Here is an 18644-nt window from a genome sequence, read left to right on the forward strand (position 1 = left end):
GCAGATGGGAAACACCCCACCGCCACCACGAACCCGAGGACCGCCGGCCACCCCAGCCCCGGCCGCGTACGGTCCCCGAGCCGTCGCCGTACCGAAGCAGACCGCCGCACCAAGGGCGCAGACCATTCCAAGGATCACAAAAGGACAGTAGGGGCGGGGGCGTGAGCCGGGGGGGTGATGCGCGCCCGCTCCCACCGGTCTCTAGGCTGACCGCTCAGCAGTACATGACAGGCATACGTAGTACACGACGGGGACACGGGGAGACACGCGCATGGCTGAAACACGGCGACGACTGCGTTCGAGCACGGTGGTGCTGGGCGGCATGGGGGTCCTCGCGGCGGCCCTGTCCGCGTGCGGTTCCGACCCGGACCGCCGCTGCGTGGACCGGGACAGCTACGACTACCTCAACGGCTACAAGATCGTCGCCGACAAGAACTGCAAGTCCGGCTCCTCGTCCTCCTCCTACGGCAAGGGCCGCAAGAAGACCGGCAAGACGACCACCACGGACGCCGACTGGTACTACGACGCCGACGTCAGCGGCCGCTACGCCGACAACGGCACCTTCAGCCGCAGCGAGGCCGTCGACCGGGGTGGCTTCGGCTGCTCGGGCTCCGGCAGCGGCGGCGGCTGACCGGGGTCGTACGCACATGGAACGCCACACCATCACCCCGCGCCCCGGCTGGCAGCAGACCGTCGAGGAACAGGGCCTGATCTACCCCCTGACCCGCTACCCCGACGACTCCCTGCGCCCCTACTGGGACGAAAGCGCCTACTACGTCTTCACTCTTCCGGAGGTCGAGGCCCTGGAAGAGGTCGTCGAGGAACTCCACCGCATGTGCCTGGCGGCGGCCGGCCACATCGTCGCCGAGGACCGCTTCGCGGACCTGGGCATCACCGACCCTCGCGTGGCCCGCACGGTCGCCGAGTCCTGGCATCGCCGCGCCGAACTCCCCTCCGTCTACGGCCGTTTCGACCTCCGCTACGACGGCACCGGCCCGGCCAGACTCCTGGAGTACAACGCCGACACCCCCACCTCACTGGTGGAGGCCGCGTCCCCCCAGTGGTTCTGGATGGAGGACCGGTTCCCCGGCGCCGACCAGTGGAACTCCCTCCACGAACGCCTGATCGACGCCTGGCGGAAACAGGCGGCCCTCCTCCCGCCGGGCAGCCCGCTCTACTTCGCGTACTCCTCCGCCGACGAACTCGGCGAGGACATGATGACGGTCGCCTACCTCAAGGAGACAGCCGAGCAGGCGGGCATGGAAACCGACTGGATCGCCATGGAGGAGATCGGCTGGGACCGCCTCTCCGGACGCTTCGTCGACAACCGCCTCCGCTTCATCCGCAGCATCTTCAAGCTCTACCCCTGGGAGTGGCTCACCACCGACCGCTTCGCCGACCACGTCCTGGACACCCTCGACAACGGCGGCGGCACCGGCTCCACCCTCTGGATCGAGCCGGCCTGGAAAATGCTCCTCAGCAACAAGGCGCTCCTGGCCATCCTCTGGGAGCTGTACCCCGGTCACCCCAATCTCCTCCCGGCCTACCTGGACGGCCCCCGCGACCTGTCCCCCGAGGGATGGGTGGCCAAGCCCCTCCTGGGCCGGGAGGGCGCGGGAGTCACGATCCACGAGCCCGGATCCGACCCCGTCCTCCGCGACGAGCCCTGCTGCTACCAGCAACTGGCACCGCTGCCCGACTTCGACGGCAACCGTGTGGTCCTGGGCGCGTGGGTGGTGGAGAACGAGTCAGCGGGCCTGGGCATCCGGGAGAGCTCGGGCCTGATCACGGACGAGTACGCCCGCTTCCTGCCCCACGTGATCCTTTAGCCGGGGGCCGGGGGCCGGGGGCCGGGTGCACGTCCCTCAAGGACGCGGGGCTATGACATATGCGGCTCCGCCGCGTGGGCGCGATCAACCACAAAGCACCCGCACCCGGCAACGAAGAGCAACCCGGCAGACGCCCCTCCGCCCCCTCACCCGGTACTCTGATCCACGGGCCGTGACTGGCGCGCTGGGATGGGACGAACCATCGGGGAGCGGCCCGAGCAGAGAGAGCCGTGCGCCTGGGCCGTACCGTGAACGCTGAACGCAACGTCCGGAGGTCCATTCATGCCAGCCGAGCCCCTCTCCACCGCTTCCACCGCCTACCGCGCCGCCCTCGACGTCATCCGCGCCGTAGAGCCACGCGTAGCCGACGCCATCGGCCAGGAAGTCGCCGACCAGCGCGAGATGCTCAAGCTGATCGCCTCGGAGAACTACGCCTCCCCGGCCACGCTGCTGGCGATGGGCAACTGGTTCAGCGACAAGTACGCCGAGGGCACCATCGGCCGCCGCTTCTACGCCGGCTGCCGCAACGTCGACACCGTCGAGTCCCTCGCCGCCGAGCACGCCAAGGCACTCTTCGGCGCCCGCCACGCCTACGTCCAGCCGCACTCCGGCATCGACGCCAACCTCGTCGCCTTCTGGTCGGTCCTCGCCCAGCGCGTCGAGGTCCCGGCCCTGGAGAAGGCCGGCGCCCGCCAGGTCAACGACCTCTCCGAGGCCGACTGGGCGGAGCTGCGCCGCGCCTTCGGCAACCAGCGCATGCTCGGCATGTCCCTGGACGCCGGCGGCCACCTCACCCACGGCTTCCGCCCGAACATCTCCGGCAAGATGTTCGACCAGCGTTCCTACGGCACGGACCCGGCCACCGGCCTCATCGACTACGAGGCCCTGCGCACCTCCGCCCGCGAGTTCAAGCCGCTGATCATCGTCGCGGGCTACTCGGCCTACCCCCGCCTGGTGAACTTCCGGATCATGCGCGAGATCGCCGACGAGGTCGGTGCCACGCTCATGGTGGACATGGCGCACTTCGCCGGCCTGGTCGCGGGCAAGGTCCTGACCGGCGACTTCGACCCGGTCCCGCACGCCCAGATCGTGACGACGACCACCCACAAGTCGCTGCGCGGCCCCCGCGGCGGCATGGTCCTGTGCGACGACTCGCTCAAGGACCAGGTCGACCGCGGCTGCCCGATGGTCCTCGGCGGCCCGCTCCCGCACGTCATGGCCGCCAAGGCCGTCGCCCTCGCGGAGGCCCGCCAGGAGTCCTTCCGCGACTACGCCCAGCGCATCGTCGACAACTCCCGCGCCCTCGCCGATGGCCTGATGCGACGCGGCGCGACCCTCGTGACCGGCGGCACGGACAACCACCTGAACCTGATCGACGTCGCCTCCTCCTACGGCCTCACAGGCCGCCAGGCCGAGGCCGCCCTGCTCGACTCGGGCATCGTCACCAACCGCAACGCGATCCCCGCCGACCCGAACGGCGCCTGGTACACCTCCGGCATCCGCATCGGTACCCCGGCCCTGACCACCCGCGGCCTCGGCACGGCGGAAATGGACGAGGTCGCGGCCCTGATCGACCGTGTCCTCACCACCACGGAGCCGGGCACCACCAAGTCGGGCGCCCCCTCCAAGGCGGCCCACGTCCTCGACGCGAAGATCGCCGACGAGATCAGCCACAGGGCGACGGACCTGGTGGCGGGCTTCCCGCTCTACCCCGAGATCGACCTGGGCTGAGATCCGCGGGGCTCACCGCGAGCGGGTCCTCGACGCGCTCACCGGTGTCAGGGCTCCCAGATCGATCAGCTCAGCCAGTGGCTCCTCACGTGGCGGCGGTCCGGCTTCGCGCCGGGCCGCCGCGCGGCGTATCGCATGACTGCCGCCGAGCCCCAGGATCAGGCCCCCGGCCGCCCACCAGACGCCGCCCTGCACCGGGCCGGACCCCTCCGCGGCGGACAGGCCACCGGTAGACCCGCCGGGCGCGGGGAGGACTTCGGCGACCCGATTCACCGGCTCACCGAGCAGTCCAGCTCTGTCCATCTGTGTGTAGATCGTGCGCGGCGCCCGATGCCAGCGGATGTTCTCGTCCGCCACGTCCGGCGCGAGATCGGAACGCACCCACGGCGTGCCGTCCTCGGCGAGGAACAGCTGGTCATGCCGCTGCAGGACCATCCCGCCGCCCGCCTGTCCGCCCGTCTGCGGTCGGCTGCCAGTCCCCGCAAGCCCCCACACCACGGTGATCCGCACGGACGGATACCCACCCTTGACCCAGGCGCCCGACACTCGTTCCGTCCCGGTGTACGTCGGTTGCAGCAACTGCCACAGCCGGGCGAATCGGTTCTCGCCGGAGCGCATGGCCGTCGTCCCTCCCTCCCTGTTGACGACCAAGGCGATGTCGGGCGTGTCCCGGCCCGCAGGCTGCGCGGCCGCGCCGGCCACCGGAAATCCGAGCGGGGCGACCACGGCGACCAGCACCACTGCGAGCCGCTCCCTCCAGCGCAGCCGCAGCCGTGCCGGCACACCCTCACCTCCGTGAAACACCGTCCGTCCCCCCTTCGCACCGCACCCGACCCCCTTCGCCGGGCCTCCGGCCTCACGCATCGAGCAGCTCCCGCTTCGGCTCCCCGGCCCGGTCCCGGCGGAGGAACGGTGTCCGTGCGGCGAATGACCGGAACACCAGTGCAAGCACCGCTCCGCCGGTCGCGCCGGGCAGTACCCACCACCAGTCCGTGCCGTCGTCCACCGTCGGCGCCTGCGCCCGAACCGTGGCCGCCGGCTCCGGAGCCGTGGCCCCGGCCTTCTCCGTCGCCCAGGGCGCCGACATGACGTCGGTAAACCCCGTGTCGTCGGATGCCCTGCCCAGCACGCCCAGCTCCTTCAGCAGGGCGCTCAGCTCGTCGGGGCGCTCGGCACGGTGCCAGGAGCCGTTCACCGACCGGGGCAGGTTCGCCGCTGTGTGTATCCACATCTCCCCGCCCTCGTCCGCGGAGAAGATCTGGTCCAGGCGCCACGGCGAGATGTCGTGCACCATCCATGTGACGGTGACGCGCCGGGTCAGGTCGGCCTCCGGAGGCTTGCCGCGGGTGCCCGCCACCGGGTTGCCGAGGAGCCGCTCCAACTGCTTGTACTCCCTGTCGTCGTAGTACAGGGAAGCCGTCTCCGCGCTCGCCGGCGAGACCACCAGGACGCTGGTCGGGCCCCCGGCCGAGGCGGGCGGCGCACCCCACACGAGAAGGATCATCGACGCCGCCAGCGCTCCCGCCCCTGCGATCAGTCCACGAACACTGCCCCTCCATTGACGCATCCGAGCCCCCAGCCAGCCGATCTGCGCGGCTCCGAGAGCCGCCGGTCACTTCTGGTACACCGCTCGGCCCGCCGGGGTTCCCACCCCGCGTGCTATCCCGGGGACTCGCCGCGCGGAGCCGTGGCCGACCTGGCGATCTCCACCGCCCGGGCCTTCGACGCGACGCCCTCCAGCCGCAGCGTGACGACGCCGTCAACGCCCGGGGAGGTCCACAGCAGGGTCGGCCCGGCCGTCCGCTCCTCACGCGTGTAGCGGTCACCGTCGGCCTCGACCAGCCAGAAGTTCAGCAGATGCGGCCGCGGGAACCACAGGGCCGAGTCCGTCGCATCGCCGTTCTCGGGCCCGCCCCGCAGCGTCACCCACGCCGGCTGCTCGCGCACGCTCTTGACGAAGCCGGCGTCCAGGCGCGCCCGGTACTCGTCCAGCCGTATCGTGCGCCCCTGCTCACTCCAGCACAGGCTGATCAGCGACCGTCCATGCGGCTGGCTGCTCACGGTCACCGCGTCCGGCGTCCCGAGACCCTCCGGCACCAGTGGCGCGAACCCCGCCCGCTGCTCGGCCTGCGCGAGGGAGACCGGCTGTCCGCAGCCGGGCACCTCGGCGCTGGGAGCGGGCACCGCGGACGGGTCGTACCTCACCTCGACCCCGCCGAAGTCGAACCAGTCGGCCACCGCGGCCCGCACGGGGGGCGTGAGCGCGAGTACCGTCAGCAGCCCGCACAGCGCCGCGGTCAGTGATCGCCACCGCGCTCGCGCCCAACGCCGGACCGACCGCAGACGCTCCAGGACCCTGGGCGGCTCGGCCACCGGCACCGGCGCCTGCTCGGCCAGTAGCTGCGCCAGCACCCGCTCCGCCATCGACTCCGGACCGGCGCCGCCCGGCGTGTCGAGCGACCTCCCCAGCGCCCGCAGCTCCTCCCGCAGCCGGGCGGCTTCCGCGCGTCGGCGCGGCGCGTTGTCGGCGGCGTCGTACCGCCCGGCGCCGCCGTCGTGCGCACCCCGTCCGTCACTCACGCTCCTCACCCCCCTCCCGAGGCTGGAAGTCCGGCAGCAACCTGGCCAGCTTGCGCAGGGCCCGGTTCAGACGCGACTTCACCGTCCCGCGCGGCCAGCCAAGGGCCTGAGCCGTCTCCGGCTCGTCCATCTCCAGCAGGTACCGGTAGGTGACGACCAGTCGGTGCTCCTCGCTCAGTTTCTCCAGAGCGGCCAGTAACGCCGCGCGGCGCTCCGCCTCCAGTGTCGCCACCGCGGGGTCCGCCGACTCCGGTATGAGCGGCTCGGCCTTCACAAGCGCCGCCTCCCGGTCGGCGAGCGTGCGCTGGCGCGCTGCCCTCCGCACTGTGTTCCTCGTCTCGTTGGCCACGATCGCCAGCAGCCACGGCTTGAACGCCATGCCGTCCCGGAACCTGCCCAGGGCGCAGTACGCCTTGACGAACGCCTGCTGCACCACGTCCTCGGCGTCCGCTCCCGCTCCGAGCGCGGCGGCCGCCCTGAGCGCGATTCCCGTATGGGTCCGCACCAGCACCGCGTACGCCTCCGGCTCGCCGGCGCGTACGCGTGCGATCACCGCGGCCTCATCGACGATGCGGCCCCCCTCCCGCGTTCTCACACTCTTGTTACACCGCCGAACAGGGATCGGTTCCCACCTGTTTCGGACCAGTTCCGGATCGCCCCACGAGACCTGAGAGAATGGTGGACATGGCCTCTGACCGACCTCGCGTGCTCTCCGGGATCCAGCCCACCGCCGGCTCGTTCCACCTCGGCAACTACCTCGGCGCCGTGCGCCAGTGGGTGGCCCTCCAGGAGACCCACGACGCGTTCTACATGGTCGTCGACCTGCACGCGATCACCATCCCGCAGGACCCGAAGGACCTGCGCGCCAACACCCGCCTGGCCGCCGCCCAGCTGCTGGCCGCGGGTCTGGACCCGGACCGCTGCACGCTCTTCGTCCAGAGCCACGTGCCCGAGCACGCGCAGCTCGCCTGGATCATGAACTGCCTCACCGGCTTCGGCGAGGCCGGCCGGATGACCCAGTTCAAGGACAAGGCCGCCAAGCAGGGCGCCGAGCGCGCCTCGGTCGGCCTGTTCACGTACCCGATCCTCCAGGTCGCGGACATCCTGCTCTACCAGGCGCACGAGGTCCCGGTCGGCGAGGACCAGCGCCAGCACGTCGAGCTCACCCGCGACCTCGCCGAGCGGTTCAACGGCCGTTTCGGCCAGACCTTCACCGTCCCGAAGCCGTACATCCTCAGGGAGACGGCGAAGATCTACGACCTCCAGGACCCGTCGATCAAGATGAGCAAGTCGGCGTCCACGCCGAAGGGCCTCATCAACCTCCTCGACGAGCCGAAGGCCACCGCGAAGAAGGTCAAGAGCGCGGTCACCGACACGGACACGGTGATCCGCTACGACGCCGAGGACAAGCCGGGCATCAGCAACCTCCTCACGATCTACTCGACCCTCACCGGCGAGACCATCGGCGAACTGGAGGAGAAGTACACGGGCAAGATGTACGGCGCGCTCAAGACGGACCTCGCCGAGGTCATGATCGAGTTCGTGACGCCGTTCCGCGAGCGCACGCAGCAGTACCTGGACGACCCGGAGACGCTCGACTCGATCCTGGCCAAGGGCGCCGAGAAGGCCCGCGCCGTGGCCGCGGAGACCCTGGCGCAGGCGTACGAGAAGGTCGGCTTCCTGCCCGCCAAGCACTGAACCCGCTCCCGCGCACAGCCGTACCACCGAACAGCGCTGTACATCACTTCGGTTGCGCCTGCCTGTAACCGGGTCGTGGCCGTACAGTCGATAACCGGGTGGTCGTATCAGCGACCCGTGAACTTGACGACAGGAGACGACGTGGGGACCGTAACGATCGGTGTCTCGATCGCGGTCCCGGAGCCTCACGGCAGCCGGCTTCAGCAGCTGCGCGCGGGCTTCGGCGACGCCGCGGCTCACGGCATTCCCACGCACGTCACCCTGCTGCCGCCGACGGAGATCGACGAGTCCGCCCTGCCGGCCGTCGAGGCGCATCTGGCCGAGGTCGCCGCGACCGGCCGGCCGTTCCCGATGCGGCTGTCCGGCACCGGGACGTTCCGGCCCCTGTCGCCGGTGGTGTTCGTCCGGGTCGTCTCGGGTGCGGAGGCCTGCACCCGGCTCCAGGAGCAGGTCCGCGACCCCGCCGGGCCGGTGGTACGCGAACTTCAGTTCCCGTACCACCCGCACGTCACGGTGGCGCACGGCATCGACGAGGCCGCGATGGACCGCGCCTTCGAGGAGCTCGCCGGCTACGAGGCCGAGTGGCCGTGCACCGGCTTCGCCCTCTACGAGCAGGGCGCCGACGGTGTCTGGCGCAAGCTCCGCGAGTTCCCCTTCGGCGGCTCGGTGGTCCCGCCCCAGGCCGGGCATGTGGAGCGCGGCTCGGTCCCCACCTGGTGATCCGCCCGTAGGTCAGATCGGCAGGCGCCGGAACACCCCCCGCGGCAGGTGCCGCAGCGCCGACATCACCACGCGCAGCGTGCCCGGCACCCACACCGTCTCCGAGCGGCGGCGCAGCCCCACCTCGACCGCCGTCGCCACCGCCTCTGGCGTGGTCGCGAGGGGCGCCTCGGGCAGGCCGGCGGTCATCCGCGTCCGGACGAAGCCGGGGCGTACGACCATGACGTGCACGCCCGTGCCGTGCAGCGCGTCGCCCAGGCCCTGCGCGAAGGCGTCGAGGCCCGCCTTGCTGGAGCCGTAGATGAAGTTCGCGCGGCGCGCCCGCTCGCCGGCGACGGAGGACATGACGACCAGCGAGCCGTGCCCCTGGGACTGGAGCGCGCGGGCGCACACCAGGCCCGCCGAGACCGCGCCGGTGTAGTTGGTCTGCGCGACCCGCACCGCCGCCTCCGGCTCCCGCTCGTCGCGGGCCTGGTCGCCGAGGAGGCCGAAGGCGAGCAGCACCATGTCGATGTCGCCCTCGGCGAAGACCTTGCCGAGCACGGCCTCGTGGGAGGTGGGGTCGAGCGCGTCGAAGGCGACGGTGTGCACGTCCGCCCCGAGTCCGCGCAGCTGCCCGGCGGCCTCCTCCAGGGCGGGCGACGGGCGGCCGGCCAGCCAGACCGTACGGGTGCGGCGGGCGATCAGCCGGCGGGCGGTGGCCAGCGCGATCTCGGACGTCCCGCCGAGGACGAGCAGGGACTGGGGGAGACCGAAGGCGTCCTTCATGACAGCTCCTAGAGGTTGCCTGGTGTGCCTGTGCCTGTGCCTGCGCCTAGAGGCCGAGGCGGCGGGACAGGTCGGACGTGAAGACCCCGTGCGGATCCAGTTCCGCGCGCAGGGTCCGGAACTCGTCCAGCCGCGGGTACATGGCCGCGAGCAGTTCCGGGCGCAGCCGGGCGTCCTTGGCGAGGTAGACGCGTCCGCCGGCGGTGGCGACCTCCTCGTCGAGTTCGTCGAGGAACGCGCCGAGGCCGGGCAGGCCCGCCGGGATGTCCAGCGCCAGCGTCCAGCCGGGCACCGGGAAGGACAGCCAGCCCGGGTCGGACGCCCCGAAGCGCTTGAGGACGGCCAGGAAGGACGGGCAGCGGCGTTCGGAGATGCGGCGCACGATGCGGCGCAGGGCGTCCTCCTGGCCGTGGCCGACGACGAACTGGTACTGCACGAAGCCGCCCCGGCCGTAGACGCGGTTCCAGTGGGGCACACCGTCCAGGGGGTGGAAGAAGGCGGAGATGCGCTGGAGTTGGCCGGACCGCGCGCGGGGGGCCTTGCGGTACCAGAGCTCGTTGAAGAGGCCCACGGTCGTGCGCGTGAGCAGGCCCTCGGGGAGGACCGCGGGGGCGGAGGGGAAGCGTGAGGTGCGGAAGGACAGCGGGTCCCGGCGCAGGCGGGCGGGGAGGGCGTCCAGGGGCGCGTGGTCGCCGCGGGTGAGGACCGCGCGGCCGGTGGCGGTGCCCCGGGCCAGCAGGTCGATCCAGGCGACCGAGTAGCGGTAGCGGTGGTCGGTCGCCGCCAGCCGGGCCATCAGATCGTCGAGGTCCGTCGCACGTTCGGTGTCGACCGACATCAGTGAGGTCTCGACCGGCTGGAGCCGGATCGTCGCGGTGAGGACCACACCGGTCAGTCCCATGCCGCCCGCGGTGGCGTCGAACAGGGGCGTGCCGGGGAACACCGTGCGGATCTCGCCGTCGGCGGTGAGCAGTTCGAAGGCCGGCACGTGCCGCGAGAAGGAGCCCGAGACGTGGTGGTTCTTGCCGTGGATGTCGGCGCCGATCGCCCCGCCGACGGTGACGTAGCGGGTGCCTGGGGTGACCGGCACGAACCAGCCGAGCGGCAGGAGCACCTCCATCAGCCGGTGCAGGGAGACGCCCGCGTCGCACAGCACGGTGCCGCCGGCGGCGTCGATCGCGTGCACGCGGTCCAGGCCCGTCATGTCGAGCACGGACCCGCCCGCGTTCTGCGCCGCGTCCCCGTACGCCCGTCCCAGGCCCCGGGGGATCCCGCCGCGGACCCCGCAGTCGCGGACGGCCGCCACGGCCTCCTCGTAGGTCTGCGGGCGGATCACCCGGGCGACGGTGGGAGCGGTGCGCCCCCAGCCGGTGACGGTGGTGTGGTCAAGGCCCAGGACGTCCGGGACGGAATCGGTGTCGGCAGACATGTCCGTGACCGTATCGCCCCTATGTTGGCTATTAGTTCGAGAACATGGCATCCCTCCCCGAAACGGGTGATTAATGGGATGTCGCTCAATATTGCCGGAGTTCAGGCCAGGTGGGCGTGAACAGTGAGTCCACATGGACGACCTCGACGACCTGCACGACATGGATCACCGGATCGTTTCGGCGCTCAGGGCGTGCGGCACCGACCCGCGCGTGGCCGGTGCCGCGCGTGCCCTGTCCTGGGCGGGGGAACACGCCGCGCTGTGGCTGGCGGCCGGGCTCGTCGGAGCCGCCGTCGACGGCAGGAGACGCGGCGCCTGGCTGCGCGGCACGGCGCTCACTGCGGGGGCGCACCTCGTCAGCATGGGGGTGAAGCGGGTCGTGCGCCGCCCGCGCCCCGCGCACGTCGAGCCCCTGGTGCGCACCGCCGGCCGGCACTCCTTCCCCAGCTCGCACGCCACGTCCGCCGCTGCCGCCGCCGTCGCCTTCGGCGCCCTGGGAGCGCGCGCCGTCCCGCCGCTCGCCGCCGCCGTGTGCGTCTCGCGGCTGGTGGCCGGCGTCCACTACCCCTCGGACGTCGCGGCGGGCGCTGCCCTCGGCGCGCTCACGGCCCGGCTCGGCGCCCGCTGGATGAGGGGAGAGGCCCACCATGGCTGAGACGGCCGTCCTGCCGCAGCGCACCCACGAGGACCCGTCCGCGCCACCCCGCAAGGGCGGTCTCCTGGCCGGTCTCCTGCGGACCGCGCGGCCCAGGCAGTGGATGAAGAACATCCTGGTGGCCGCCGCCCCGGCGGCCGCCGGCGAGCTCTTCTCCCGGCACGCCCTGACCCAACTGGCCCTCGTCTTCGTCCTCTTCACCGCCTGCGCCGCCGCCGTCTACCTCGTCAACGACGCCCGCGACGCCGAGGCCGACCGCGCCCACCCCACCAAGCGGCACCGCCCGGTCGCCGCCGGACAGGTCCCCGTGCCCGTCGCCTACGCCGTCGGCGGCTGCCTCGGCCTGCTCGCGCCCGCCGCCGCGGCCTGGCTCTGCTCCCCGGCCGTCGCCGCCCTGCTGACCACCTACCTCGGCATGCAACTGGCCTACTGCGTCAGCCTCAAGCACGTCCTCGTCGTCGACCTCGCCGTCGTCACGACCGGCTTCCTGATGCGGGCGATGATCGGCGGGCTCGCCCTCGGCATCCCGCTGTCGCGCTGGTTCCTGATCACCACCGGCTTCGGCGCGCTGTTCATGGTGTCGGCCAAGCGCTACTCCGAGGCCGTGCAGATGGCCGGAAAAGCGGGCGCCACACGCGCCTTGCTCACCGAGTACACCACCGGCTACCTCCGCTTCGTCTGGCAGCTCGCGGCCGGTGTCGCCGTCCTCGGCTACTGCCTGTGGGCCATGGAGGAGGGCGGCGTCCCGCACACCAGCGTGCTGCCCTGGCGGCAACTGTCCATGGTCGCCTTCGTCCTGGCGATCCTGAGGTACGCGGTCTTCGCCGACCGGGGCACGGCCGGCGAACCCGAGGACGTCGTCCTGCGCGACCGGGCGCTCGCCCTCATCGGCCTGGTGTGGGTGGCGATGTACGGCCTGGCGGTGGCCAATTGGTGACCACGCGCGCGTGGTCGAGCCGGACGATCCCCGGCCGCCGGGAGCTCCTGGGGTTCGCCACCGTCGGTCTCCTCGCCTACGCCGTCGACCTGGCCCTGTTCACCTGCCTGCGCGGCCCCGCCGGACTCGGCCCGCTCACCGCCAAGGCCCTGTCCTTCGTGGCGGCCTGCTCGGTCGCCTACGCGGGCAACGCCCTCGGCACCTACCGGACCTCGCGGGCCCGGGGCCTGCGCCCGTACGCCGCCTTCTTCCTGGTGAACCTCGCCGGGGCCGCCGTCCAACTGCTCTGTCTCGCCGTCAGCCACTACGGCCTCGGGTTCACCTCGCAGCGCGCGGACACCGTCTCCGGCGCGGTCATCGGCATGGCACTGGCAACGATTCTGCGGTTCTGGGGTACCCGTACATGGGTCTTCCGGGCGGAGGGCAGAGTCGGATCATGGACTGGCTGAAAAAGCTCCCGGTCATCGGGCCGTGGATGACACGGTTGATGATCACCCACGCGTGGCGGTCGTACGAGCGGCTGGACCGCGTGAAGTGGACGCGGCTGGCCGCCGCGATGACCTTCACGAGTTTCGTGGCGCTGTTCCCGCTGCTGACGGTGTCCGCCACGATCGCCGCCGGCACGCTCAGCACGGAGCAGCAGGACAAGCTCCAGGACAAGATCGCCGAGCAGGTGCCCGGCATCTCCGACCAGCTGGACATCGCAGGCCTGGTGGACAACGCCGGCACGATCGGCCTCATCGCGGGCGCCCTGCTGCTGTTCACCGGCATCAGCTGGGCCGGTTCCATGCGCGAGTGCCTGCGGGCGGTGTGGGAGCTGGACGACGAGGAGGAGAACCCGGTCCTGCGCTACGCCAAGGACGCGGGCGTCCTGATCGGCCTCGGCGGCGCGCTCCTCGTCACCATCGCCGCCTCCGCCGTAGCCTCGGCGATGGTCGGCTGGATCACCCGGCAGCTGGGCATCGACGAGGGCGGCTGGAGCGGTGTCCTGCTGCACATCGCCGCGTTCCTGATAGCCGTACTCGCCGACTTCCTGCTCCTGCTCTACGTCCTGACGCTGCTGCCCGGCGTCGAGCCCACGCGCCACCGCCTGGTCGTCGCGGCACTGACCGGCGCGGTCGGCTTCGAACTGCTCAAGCTGCTGCTCAGCGGCTACTTGCAGGGCGTGGCCGCGAAGAGCATGTACGGCGCGTTCGGCGTGCCCGTCGCGCTGCTGCTGTGGATCAACTTCACCTCGAAGCTGGTGCTGTTCTGCGCCTCCTGGACGGCGACGCAGAGCAAGGAGAACGAACTGCCGGACGTCACGGGCGAGTCCGGCGGCGCACCAGATCCGGCAGCGGCCACCGGCGGTTGACCAGGAAGGCACCGCCCGCGAGCAGCACCAGCACCCCGCCGGTGATGCCGAGCGCGATGCCGATGCCGCTGGAGCCGTTCGCGGCCGGGGCGCTGGCCACCGGCTTGGCACCGGTCCCGGCCGTGCCGCCCGCGCCGTTCCCGGAGCCGCCGGCCTCACCGGAGGGGTTGGTCCCGGGCTGGGCACCGGCCTGCGCGGCGCTCGTCGGCGGCACCAGCTCGCCGACGGGCTGGACCTTGCCGGCCGCCTTGAAGCCCCAGTCGAACAGCCGGGCGGTCTCCTTGTAGACCTCGTTGTGCTCGGGCTTCTCCGGGTTCATCACCGTGACCAGCAGCACCTTGCCGTTCCGCTCGGCGACGCCCGTGAAGGTGGCGCCCGCGTTGGTGGTGTTGCCGTTCTTGATACCGGCGATGCCCTGGTAGACGGGCAGGTCCGCGTCGCCGCTCAGCAGCCGGTTGGTGTTCTGGATCTCGAAGGACTTGCGGACCGTCTTGCCCTTCTTGTCCTTCTTCGTCTCGCCGGGGAACTTCGCGCTGACCGTCGAGGCGTACTCGCGGAAGTCCTTCTTCTGGAGCCCCGAGCGGGCGATCAGCGTCAGGTCGTACGCGGAGGAGACCTGTCCCTCGGCGTCGTAGCCGTCCGGGCTGACGACGTGCGTGTCGAGGGCCTGGAGCTCCTCGGCGTGCTCGTTCATCTCCTTGACGGTGTTCTCGACGCCCTTGTTCATCGCGGACAGCACGCGCACGGCGTCGTTGCCGGAGCGCAGGAAGACGCCGAGCCACAGGTCGTGGACGGTGTACGTCTCGTCCTCCTTTATCCCGACCATGCTGGAGCCCGGGCCGATGCCCGCCAGGTCGGAGGGGGCGACCTTGTGCTTGGCCGTCCTCGGGTACTTCGGCAGCAGCGTGTCCGCGAACAGCATCTTCAGCGTGCTCGCCGGGGCCAGCCGCCAGTGCGCGTTGTGCGCGGCCAGCACGTCACCGGACTCGGCGTCGGCGACGATCCAGGAGCGGGCGCTGACGTCCTTCGGCAGCACCGGCACGCCGCTCGCGAGGTTCACCTGCGTCCCGGGCTGCCCGAGCCGGGCGCCGCCCACGGTCGACATCGACGCCGGGGGAGTGGCCGACGGGCTGCCCGAGGGGCTCGCCGACGGACTGCCCGAAGGGCTCGGGGCCGCGACGGCCGCGGGTGCGGCCAGGGCGAGGGACGACAGGAGGGCGGAGGTGACCAGCAGGGATCGCCTGGCGGTCTTCTTCGGAGCGGGCACGATCGGAAACGTACATGCCGTACGGGGTGAAGTCCCGCCCGTGCCCCCACCCCGGGAACGGAACCGGACAGCCTCTGGCGATACTGGACTCATGCTGTGCTCATCCGGGGGACAACCCCCGGACCCCCGGCCGACCCCGGGAGCCCGGCGTTGTGATGAAAGGTCTGATTTTGTGAAGCTCAGCCGCCCCGTGTCCTGGTTCCTGCTCGCCTTCGGGGTGTGGAGCTGGGTCATCTGGATCACTTTCGTCAAGAACCTTGTCAAGGACAGCAGCGGGCTCGCCTTCGACGACGGTCATCCCACGGCGTACTTCTGGGTGCACCTGCTGCTCGCAGTCGTCTCCTTCGTATTGGGGACGGCCGTCGGGGCCATCGGGTTGCGTGGTCTGCGCGCACTGCGCCGGACGTCATAACGGCAATCGGGAGACACGACACCGTGGCCATCGCCTTCTTCGTCCTCGTGGCACTGCTCGTCCTGGCCGTCATCGTGACGGCCAACTGGTACGTGTGGCGCCGCCTGTTCCGCGACACGACCCGCGGCCCGGGCCTGGCCCGCCGCGCGGGCGCGGTCCTGATCGCGGGCGGCTGGGTCCTCGCGATCACCGCCCTGGTCGCCGAACGCTCGGGCGCCCCCTTCTGGCTCCAGCAGACCCTCGCCTGGCCGGGCTTCCTGTGGCTGGCCCTGTCGATATACCTGCTGCTGGCGGTGGTGGCGGGGGAGGTCGTACGACCTCTGCTGAGACGGTTCCTGGAACGGCGGGCGAGAGCGGCGGAGCCCGGCCCGGCGACGCAGGCCCCTCTGGCCGAGACGGACCCGGGGACGACGCCCGGCACTCCGGCGACAACCGGCCCGCCCTCCGACGCGGAGCACCTGCCCGGCACACCTGCCGTGCCCGGCGGGGCGGCCGCACCGCAGAAGGGCGACGCCGGCGTGCCCGGCGGGGCGCCTGCTGCGGCGGCGGTGGTGGACGGCCAGGAGGAGGCCGGAGCGTCCGCTTCCGCCACCGCCCCCGACCCGCAGGCCGATCCCGCGTCCGCCACACCCGTCACCCCCGACAGCTCACCACAGCTGCTCAGCACCCCGAGCACCACCGACACCACCGACACCACAGCTCCCGCAGCCACCGGCCCTTCCCGCCGCCTCTTCGTCTCCCGCGTCGTCGCCGGGGCCGCCGCGGCCGCCGCTGTCGGGACCGTCGGCTACGGGACGTACGGCGTGCTGCGTGGACCCGAGGTGAAGCGGGTCACCGTGCCGCTGGCCAAACTGCCGCGCGCGGCGCACGGGTTCCGGATCGCCGTGGTCAGTGATGTGCACCTCGGCCCCGTCCTGGGCCGCGGCTTCGCGCAGAAGGTCGTCGACACCATCAACGCGACCCAGCCCGACCTGATCGCGGTCGTCGGCGACCTGGTCGACGGCAGCGTGAAGGACCTGGGCCCCGCGGCGGCCCCGCTGGCGCAGCTGAGGGCCCGTCACGGGTCCTACTTCGTCACCGGGAACCACGAGTACTTCTCCGGCGCGGAGCAGTGGGTCGAGGAGGTCAGGCGCCTCGGCCTCGACCCCCTGGAGAACGCCCGCAGGGAGCTGCCGCACTTCGACCTGGCCGGAGTCAACGACGTGACCGGCGAGGACGAGGGCCAGGGCCCCGACTTCGCGAAGGCCCTCGGTGACCGCGACACGGCCCGCGCCTGCGTGCTGCTCGCCCACCAGCCCGTGCAGATCCACGACGCCGTCGAGCACGGCGTGGACCTCCAGCTCTCCGGCCACAGCCACGGCGGCCAGCTCTGGCCCGGCAACTTCATCGCCGCCGCCGCCAACCCGACCGTCGCGGGCCTGGAGCGCTACGGCGACACCCAGCTCTACGTCTCACGCGGCGCGGGCGCCTGGGGCCCGCCCACCCGGGTGGGGGCACCGTCGGACATCACGCTGATCGAGCTGGCGTCGAAGCAGGCCTGACCCTGTGAGAACGCTGTGAAAACGGACCGAAACGCCCATCGGTAAGTTCTTTCCCAACTCGGCAGATCTTCCTTCCGCCAGCTCGAACACCTGTGATTGGGTGAGGCCGCCACAAAGGGGTGTGGCACTGGCACAAGGGCCCAAGGGCCTCGGGAGGGCGAGGCCGATGCGATCGGTTCGCTTGCGGATACTCGCGGGACTGCTCGTCCTGGCGGCCGTGGCGGTGGGCGCCTGGCAGCTCGTGCCCTCGAAGCGGGACGGCACGACCGTCACGGTCGGCACGACGGACGCCGTCACGTCCCTCGACCCGGCCGGCGCCTACGACGCCGGTTCCTGGGCGCTGTTCAGCAACGTCTTCCAGTCGCTGCTCACGTTCGCCCCGGGCGGCACCACGCCCGTGCCGGACGCGGCCAGGAGCTGCGCGTTCGCCGACGGCGACCTCACCACGTACCGCTGCGAACTGCGCTCAGGGCTCACCTTCCCGAGCGGCCGGACGATGACCGGCGAGGACGTGAAGTACTCCTTCGACCGGATCATGAAGATCAAGTCCCCGGTCGGCCCGGCGTCCCTGCTCGACACCCTCCGTTCCGTGGACGCCGACGGGCGGACCGTCACCTTCCACCTGTCGTCGCCCGACGCGACGTTCCCGTTCAAGGTGGCCACCGGCGCGGGCTCGATCGTCGACCGCACCGCGTACCCGGCCACCAAGCTGCGCACGGGCGACGGAGCCGACGGCACGGGCCCGTACACCCTCACCTCCTACACGAAGGACGACAAGGCGGTCCTCACGCCCAACAGCCGCTACCGGGGCGCCGTCAAGGGCGGCGCGGACCGGCCCGTCGCGCTGCGCTACTACGCCACCCCCGGCGCCCTGGACACCGCCTGGAAGGACAAACAGGTCGAGGTCGCGACCCGTCAGCTGCCGCCCGGCGTCCTCGCCGGCCTGAACCCGAGCGACCCCACGCAGCGCGTCTTCGAGGCGGACGGCTCAGAGACCCGGAACCTGTACTTCAACACCCGCGCGGGCAAGCCCCTGCACGATGCGAAGGTCCGGCAGGCCATGGCCTGGCTGGTCGACCGCGAGCGGCTGGCCGCCACCGTCTACGACGGCACCGTCGACCCGCTGTACTCGCTGATCCCGGCGGGCATCACCGGGCACACCGCCTCGTTCTTCGACGACTATCCCGGGCCGGACCCGAAGAAGGCGCGGCAGCTGCTCACCCGGGCGGGCGTGACCCTGCCGGTCCGCTTCACCTACGGCTACGCCGAGGGCCGCGGTGCCGGTGCGCAGGAGGCGGCCGAAATCAAGCGGGAGCTGGAGGCGAGCGGCCTGTTCAAGGTCACCCTCCGGGGCTACGGGTGGACCGACTTCCAGAAACGGTGGGCGAGCGGCGAGCTCGACGCGTACGCCGTCGGCTGGGTCGCCGACTTCCCCGACCCCGACACCTTCCAGGCCGCGCTCGTCGGCACCGGCAGCGCCATGAACACCGGCTACAGCAGCAAGACCGTCGACCGGCTCATCAAGGACAGTCAGCGTTACGCCGACCGCGGCGAGGCCGACCGGGACTTCCGCTCGGTGCAGCAGACCGTCGCCCAGGACGTGCCGGTGCTGCCGCTGTGGCAGGCCAAGGAGTACGTCGTGACCACCGAGGACGTCGGCGGCGGCCAGTATCTGTCGGACGGCACGGGCGTGTTCCGCCTCTGGAGCCTCACCGGGATCTGA

General features: G+C 71.7%; 19 protein-coding genes and 1 riboswitch. Of the genes, 12 read left to right on the forward strand and 7 right to left on the reverse strand.

Annotation, left to right across the window (positions count from 1 at the left end; translation table 11 throughout):
• The first annotated feature begins 271 nt into the window (after window positions 1–271).
• From ABFX81_RS16415 to ABFX81_RS16425, 3 genes are all read left to right on the forward strand, one after another.
• On the forward strand, window positions 272–631 hold the full coding sequence (locus ABFX81_RS16415) for a hypothetical protein (protein WP_086850412.1): 360 nt from the start codon (window positions 272–274) through the stop codon (window positions 629–631).
• A 16-nt stretch (window positions 632–647) separates the two neighbouring features.
• A complete protein-coding gene (locus tag ABFX81_RS16420; RefSeq protein WP_086850413.1) occupies window positions 648–1829 on the forward strand; it encodes a glutathionylspermidine synthase family protein in 1182 nt (393 codons plus the stop codon).
• A 162-nt stretch (window positions 1830–1991) separates the two neighbouring features.
• Window positions 1992–2078: riboswitch (ZMP/ZTP riboswitch) on the forward strand.
• Window positions 2079–2111: 33 nt separating this feature from the next.
• Window positions 2112–3560, forward strand: a complete 1449-nt coding sequence (locus tag ABFX81_RS16425) for a glycine hydroxymethyltransferase (RefSeq protein WP_086850414.1) — start codon at window positions 2112–2114, stop codon at window positions 3558–3560.
• 12 nt (window positions 3561–3572) lie between these two features.
• On the opposite strand, the gene ABFX81_RS16430 is transcribed toward ABFX81_RS16425, so the two are convergent.
• The 4 genes from ABFX81_RS16430 to ABFX81_RS16445 form a co-directional block, all read right to left on the reverse strand.
• Window positions 3573–4343 (reverse strand): hypothetical protein, encoded by a 771-nt coding sequence (locus ABFX81_RS16430; RefSeq protein WP_346138249.1) that lies wholly within the window; start codon window positions 4341–4343, stop codon window positions 3573–3575.
• 73 nt (window positions 4344–4416) lie between these two features.
• Complete coding sequence (locus ABFX81_RS16435) at window positions 4417–5064, reverse strand: hypothetical protein (RefSeq protein ID WP_346138251.1); 648 nt, start codon at window positions 5062–5064, stop codon at window positions 4417–4419.
• A gap of 155 nt (window positions 5065–5219) precedes the next feature.
• A complete protein-coding gene (locus tag ABFX81_RS16440; protein WP_428837184.1) occupies window positions 5220–6140 on the reverse strand; it encodes a hypothetical protein in 921 nt (306 codons plus the stop codon).
• On the reverse strand, window positions 6133–6693 hold the full coding sequence (locus tag ABFX81_RS16445) for a sigma-70 family RNA polymerase sigma factor (protein WP_086850420.1): 561 nt from the start codon (window positions 6691–6693) through the stop codon (window positions 6133–6135). Before ABFX81_RS16445 ends, ABFX81_RS16440 begins: the two co-directional genes overlap by 8 nt.
• 131 nt (window positions 6694–6824) lie before the next feature.
• On the opposite strand from ABFX81_RS16445, the gene trpS reads away from it, so the two are divergent.
• Window positions 6825–7838, forward strand: a complete 1014-nt coding sequence (trpS, locus tag ABFX81_RS16450) for a tryptophan--tRNA ligase (RefSeq protein ID WP_086850419.1) — start codon at window positions 6825–6827, stop codon at window positions 7836–7838.
• 141 nt (window positions 7839–7979) lie between these two features.
• The gene (locus ABFX81_RS16455) at window positions 7980–8558 is read left to right on the forward strand and encodes a 2'-5' RNA ligase family protein (RefSeq protein WP_086850416.1); all 579 of its coding nucleotides are present in this window, start codon (window positions 7980–7982) and stop codon (window positions 8556–8558) included.
• A 12-nt stretch (window positions 8559–8570) separates the two neighbouring features.
• On the opposite strand, the gene dprE2 is transcribed toward ABFX81_RS16455, so the two are convergent.
• Together dprE2 and dprE1 are read right to left on the reverse strand one after the other, a co-directional pair.
• On the reverse strand, window positions 8571–9326 hold the full coding sequence (dprE2, locus tag ABFX81_RS16460) for a decaprenylphospho-beta-D-erythro-pentofuranosid-2-ulose 2-reductase (RefSeq protein ID WP_086850417.1): 756 nt from the start codon (window positions 9324–9326) through the stop codon (window positions 8571–8573).
• 46 nt (window positions 9327–9372) lie between these two features.
• Entirely contained in the window at window positions 9373–10755 is a 1383-nt protein-coding gene (gene dprE1 / locus ABFX81_RS16465; protein ID WP_346138252.1) for a decaprenylphosphoryl-beta-D-ribose oxidase, read from the reverse strand.
• 133 nt (window positions 10756–10888) lie between these two features.
• Here dprE1 and ABFX81_RS16470 point away from each other — a divergent pair, with 133 nt between their 5' ends.
• Genes ABFX81_RS16470 through ABFX81_RS16485 form a run of 4 tightly spaced genes read left to right on the forward strand, consistent with a single transcriptional unit; the run spans window position 10889 to window position 13701 of the window.
• The gene (locus ABFX81_RS16470; protein WP_086838589.1) at window positions 10889–11410 is read left to right on the forward strand and encodes a phosphatase PAP2 family protein; all 522 of its coding nucleotides are present in this window, start codon (window positions 10889–10891) and stop codon (window positions 11408–11410) included.
• Complete coding sequence (locus tag ABFX81_RS16475; protein ID WP_086838587.1) at window positions 11403–12347, forward strand: decaprenyl-phosphate phosphoribosyltransferase; 945 nt, start codon at window positions 11403–11405, stop codon at window positions 12345–12347. Before ABFX81_RS16470 ends, ABFX81_RS16475 begins: the two co-directional genes overlap by 8 nt.
• Complete coding sequence (locus ABFX81_RS16480) at window positions 12344–12796, forward strand: GtrA family protein (RefSeq protein WP_346138253.1); 453 nt, start codon at window positions 12344–12346, stop codon at window positions 12794–12796. Before ABFX81_RS16475 ends, ABFX81_RS16480 begins: the two co-directional genes overlap by 4 nt.
• Window positions 12784–13701, forward strand: a complete 918-nt coding sequence (locus ABFX81_RS16485) for a YihY/virulence factor BrkB family protein (RefSeq protein WP_346138254.1) — start codon at window positions 12784–12786, stop codon at window positions 13699–13701. Before ABFX81_RS16480 ends, ABFX81_RS16485 begins: the two co-directional genes overlap by 13 nt.
• Here the strand turns inward: ABFX81_RS16485 and ABFX81_RS16490 are convergent.
• Entirely contained in the window at window positions 13649–14968 is a 1320-nt protein-coding gene (locus ABFX81_RS16490; protein WP_086838583.1) for a D-alanyl-D-alanine carboxypeptidase family protein, read from the reverse strand. The genes ABFX81_RS16485 and ABFX81_RS16490 overlap by 53 nt on opposite strands.
• 172 nt (window positions 14969–15140) lie before the next feature.
• Between ABFX81_RS16490 and ABFX81_RS16495 the strand changes: the two genes are divergently transcribed.
• The 3 genes from ABFX81_RS16495 (at window position 15141) to ABFX81_RS16505 (ending at window position 18644) form a co-directional block, all read left to right on the forward strand.
• Window positions 15141–15380: an SCO4848 family membrane protein gene (locus ABFX81_RS16495; RefSeq protein WP_086838581.1), complete on the forward strand. Its 240-nt coding sequence runs from the start codon at window positions 15141–15143 to the stop codon at window positions 15378–15380.
• Window positions 15381–15403: 23 nt separating this feature from the next.
• A complete protein-coding gene (locus ABFX81_RS16500) occupies window positions 15404–16921 on the forward strand; it encodes a metallophosphoesterase (RefSeq protein ID WP_086838578.1) in 1518 nt (505 codons plus the stop codon).
• A gap of 166 nt (window positions 16922–17087) precedes the next feature.
• Entirely contained in the window at window positions 17088–18644 is a 1557-nt protein-coding gene (locus ABFX81_RS16505) for an ABC transporter substrate-binding protein (RefSeq protein ID WP_086838576.1), read from the forward strand.

This window comes from Streptomyces coeruleofuscus, assembly GCF_039532725.1.
Classification (GTDB): domain Bacteria; phylum Actinomycetota; class Actinomycetes; order Streptomycetales; family Streptomycetaceae; genus Streptomyces; species Streptomyces coeruleofuscus.

Coding starts and splice junctions, on each gene's coding strand:
- ABFX81_RS16505 (WP_086838576.1), top strand. CDS start 17,088: ATGCGATCGGTTCGCTTGCGGATACTCGCGGGACTGCTCGTCCTGGCG.
- ABFX81_RS16420 (WP_086850413.1), top strand. CDS start 648: ATGGAACGCCACACCATCACCCCGCGCCCCGGCTGGCAGCAGACCGTC.
- dprE1 (WP_346138252.1), bottom strand. CDS start 10,755: ATGTCTGCCGACACCGATTCCGTCCCGGACGTCCTGGGCCTTGACCAC.
- ABFX81_RS16415 (WP_086850412.1), top strand. CDS start 272: ATGGCTGAAACACGGCGACGACTGCGTTCGAGCACGGTGGTGCTGGGC.
- dprE2 (WP_086850417.1), bottom strand. CDS start 9,326: ATGAAGGACGCCTTCGGTCTCCCCCAGTCCCTGCTCGTCCTCGGCGGG.
- ABFX81_RS16425 (WP_086850414.1), top strand. CDS start 2,112: ATGCCAGCCGAGCCCCTCTCCACCGCTTCCACCGCCTACCGCGCCGCC.
- ABFX81_RS16470 (WP_086838589.1), top strand. CDS start 10,889: ATGGACGACCTCGACGACCTGCACGACATGGATCACCGGATCGTTTCG.
- ABFX81_RS16485 (WP_346138254.1), top strand. CDS start 12,784: ATGGACTGGCTGAAAAAGCTCCCGGTCATCGGGCCGTGGATGACACGG.
- trpS (WP_086850419.1), top strand. CDS start 6,825: ATGGCCTCTGACCGACCTCGCGTGCTCTCCGGGATCCAGCCCACCGCC.
- ABFX81_RS16475 (WP_086838587.1), top strand. CDS start 11,403: ATGGCTGAGACGGCCGTCCTGCCGCAGCGCACCCACGAGGACCCGTCC.
- ABFX81_RS16435 (WP_346138251.1), bottom strand. CDS start 5,064: ATGATCCTTCTCGTGTGGGGTGCGCCGCCCGCCTCGGCCGGGGGCCCG.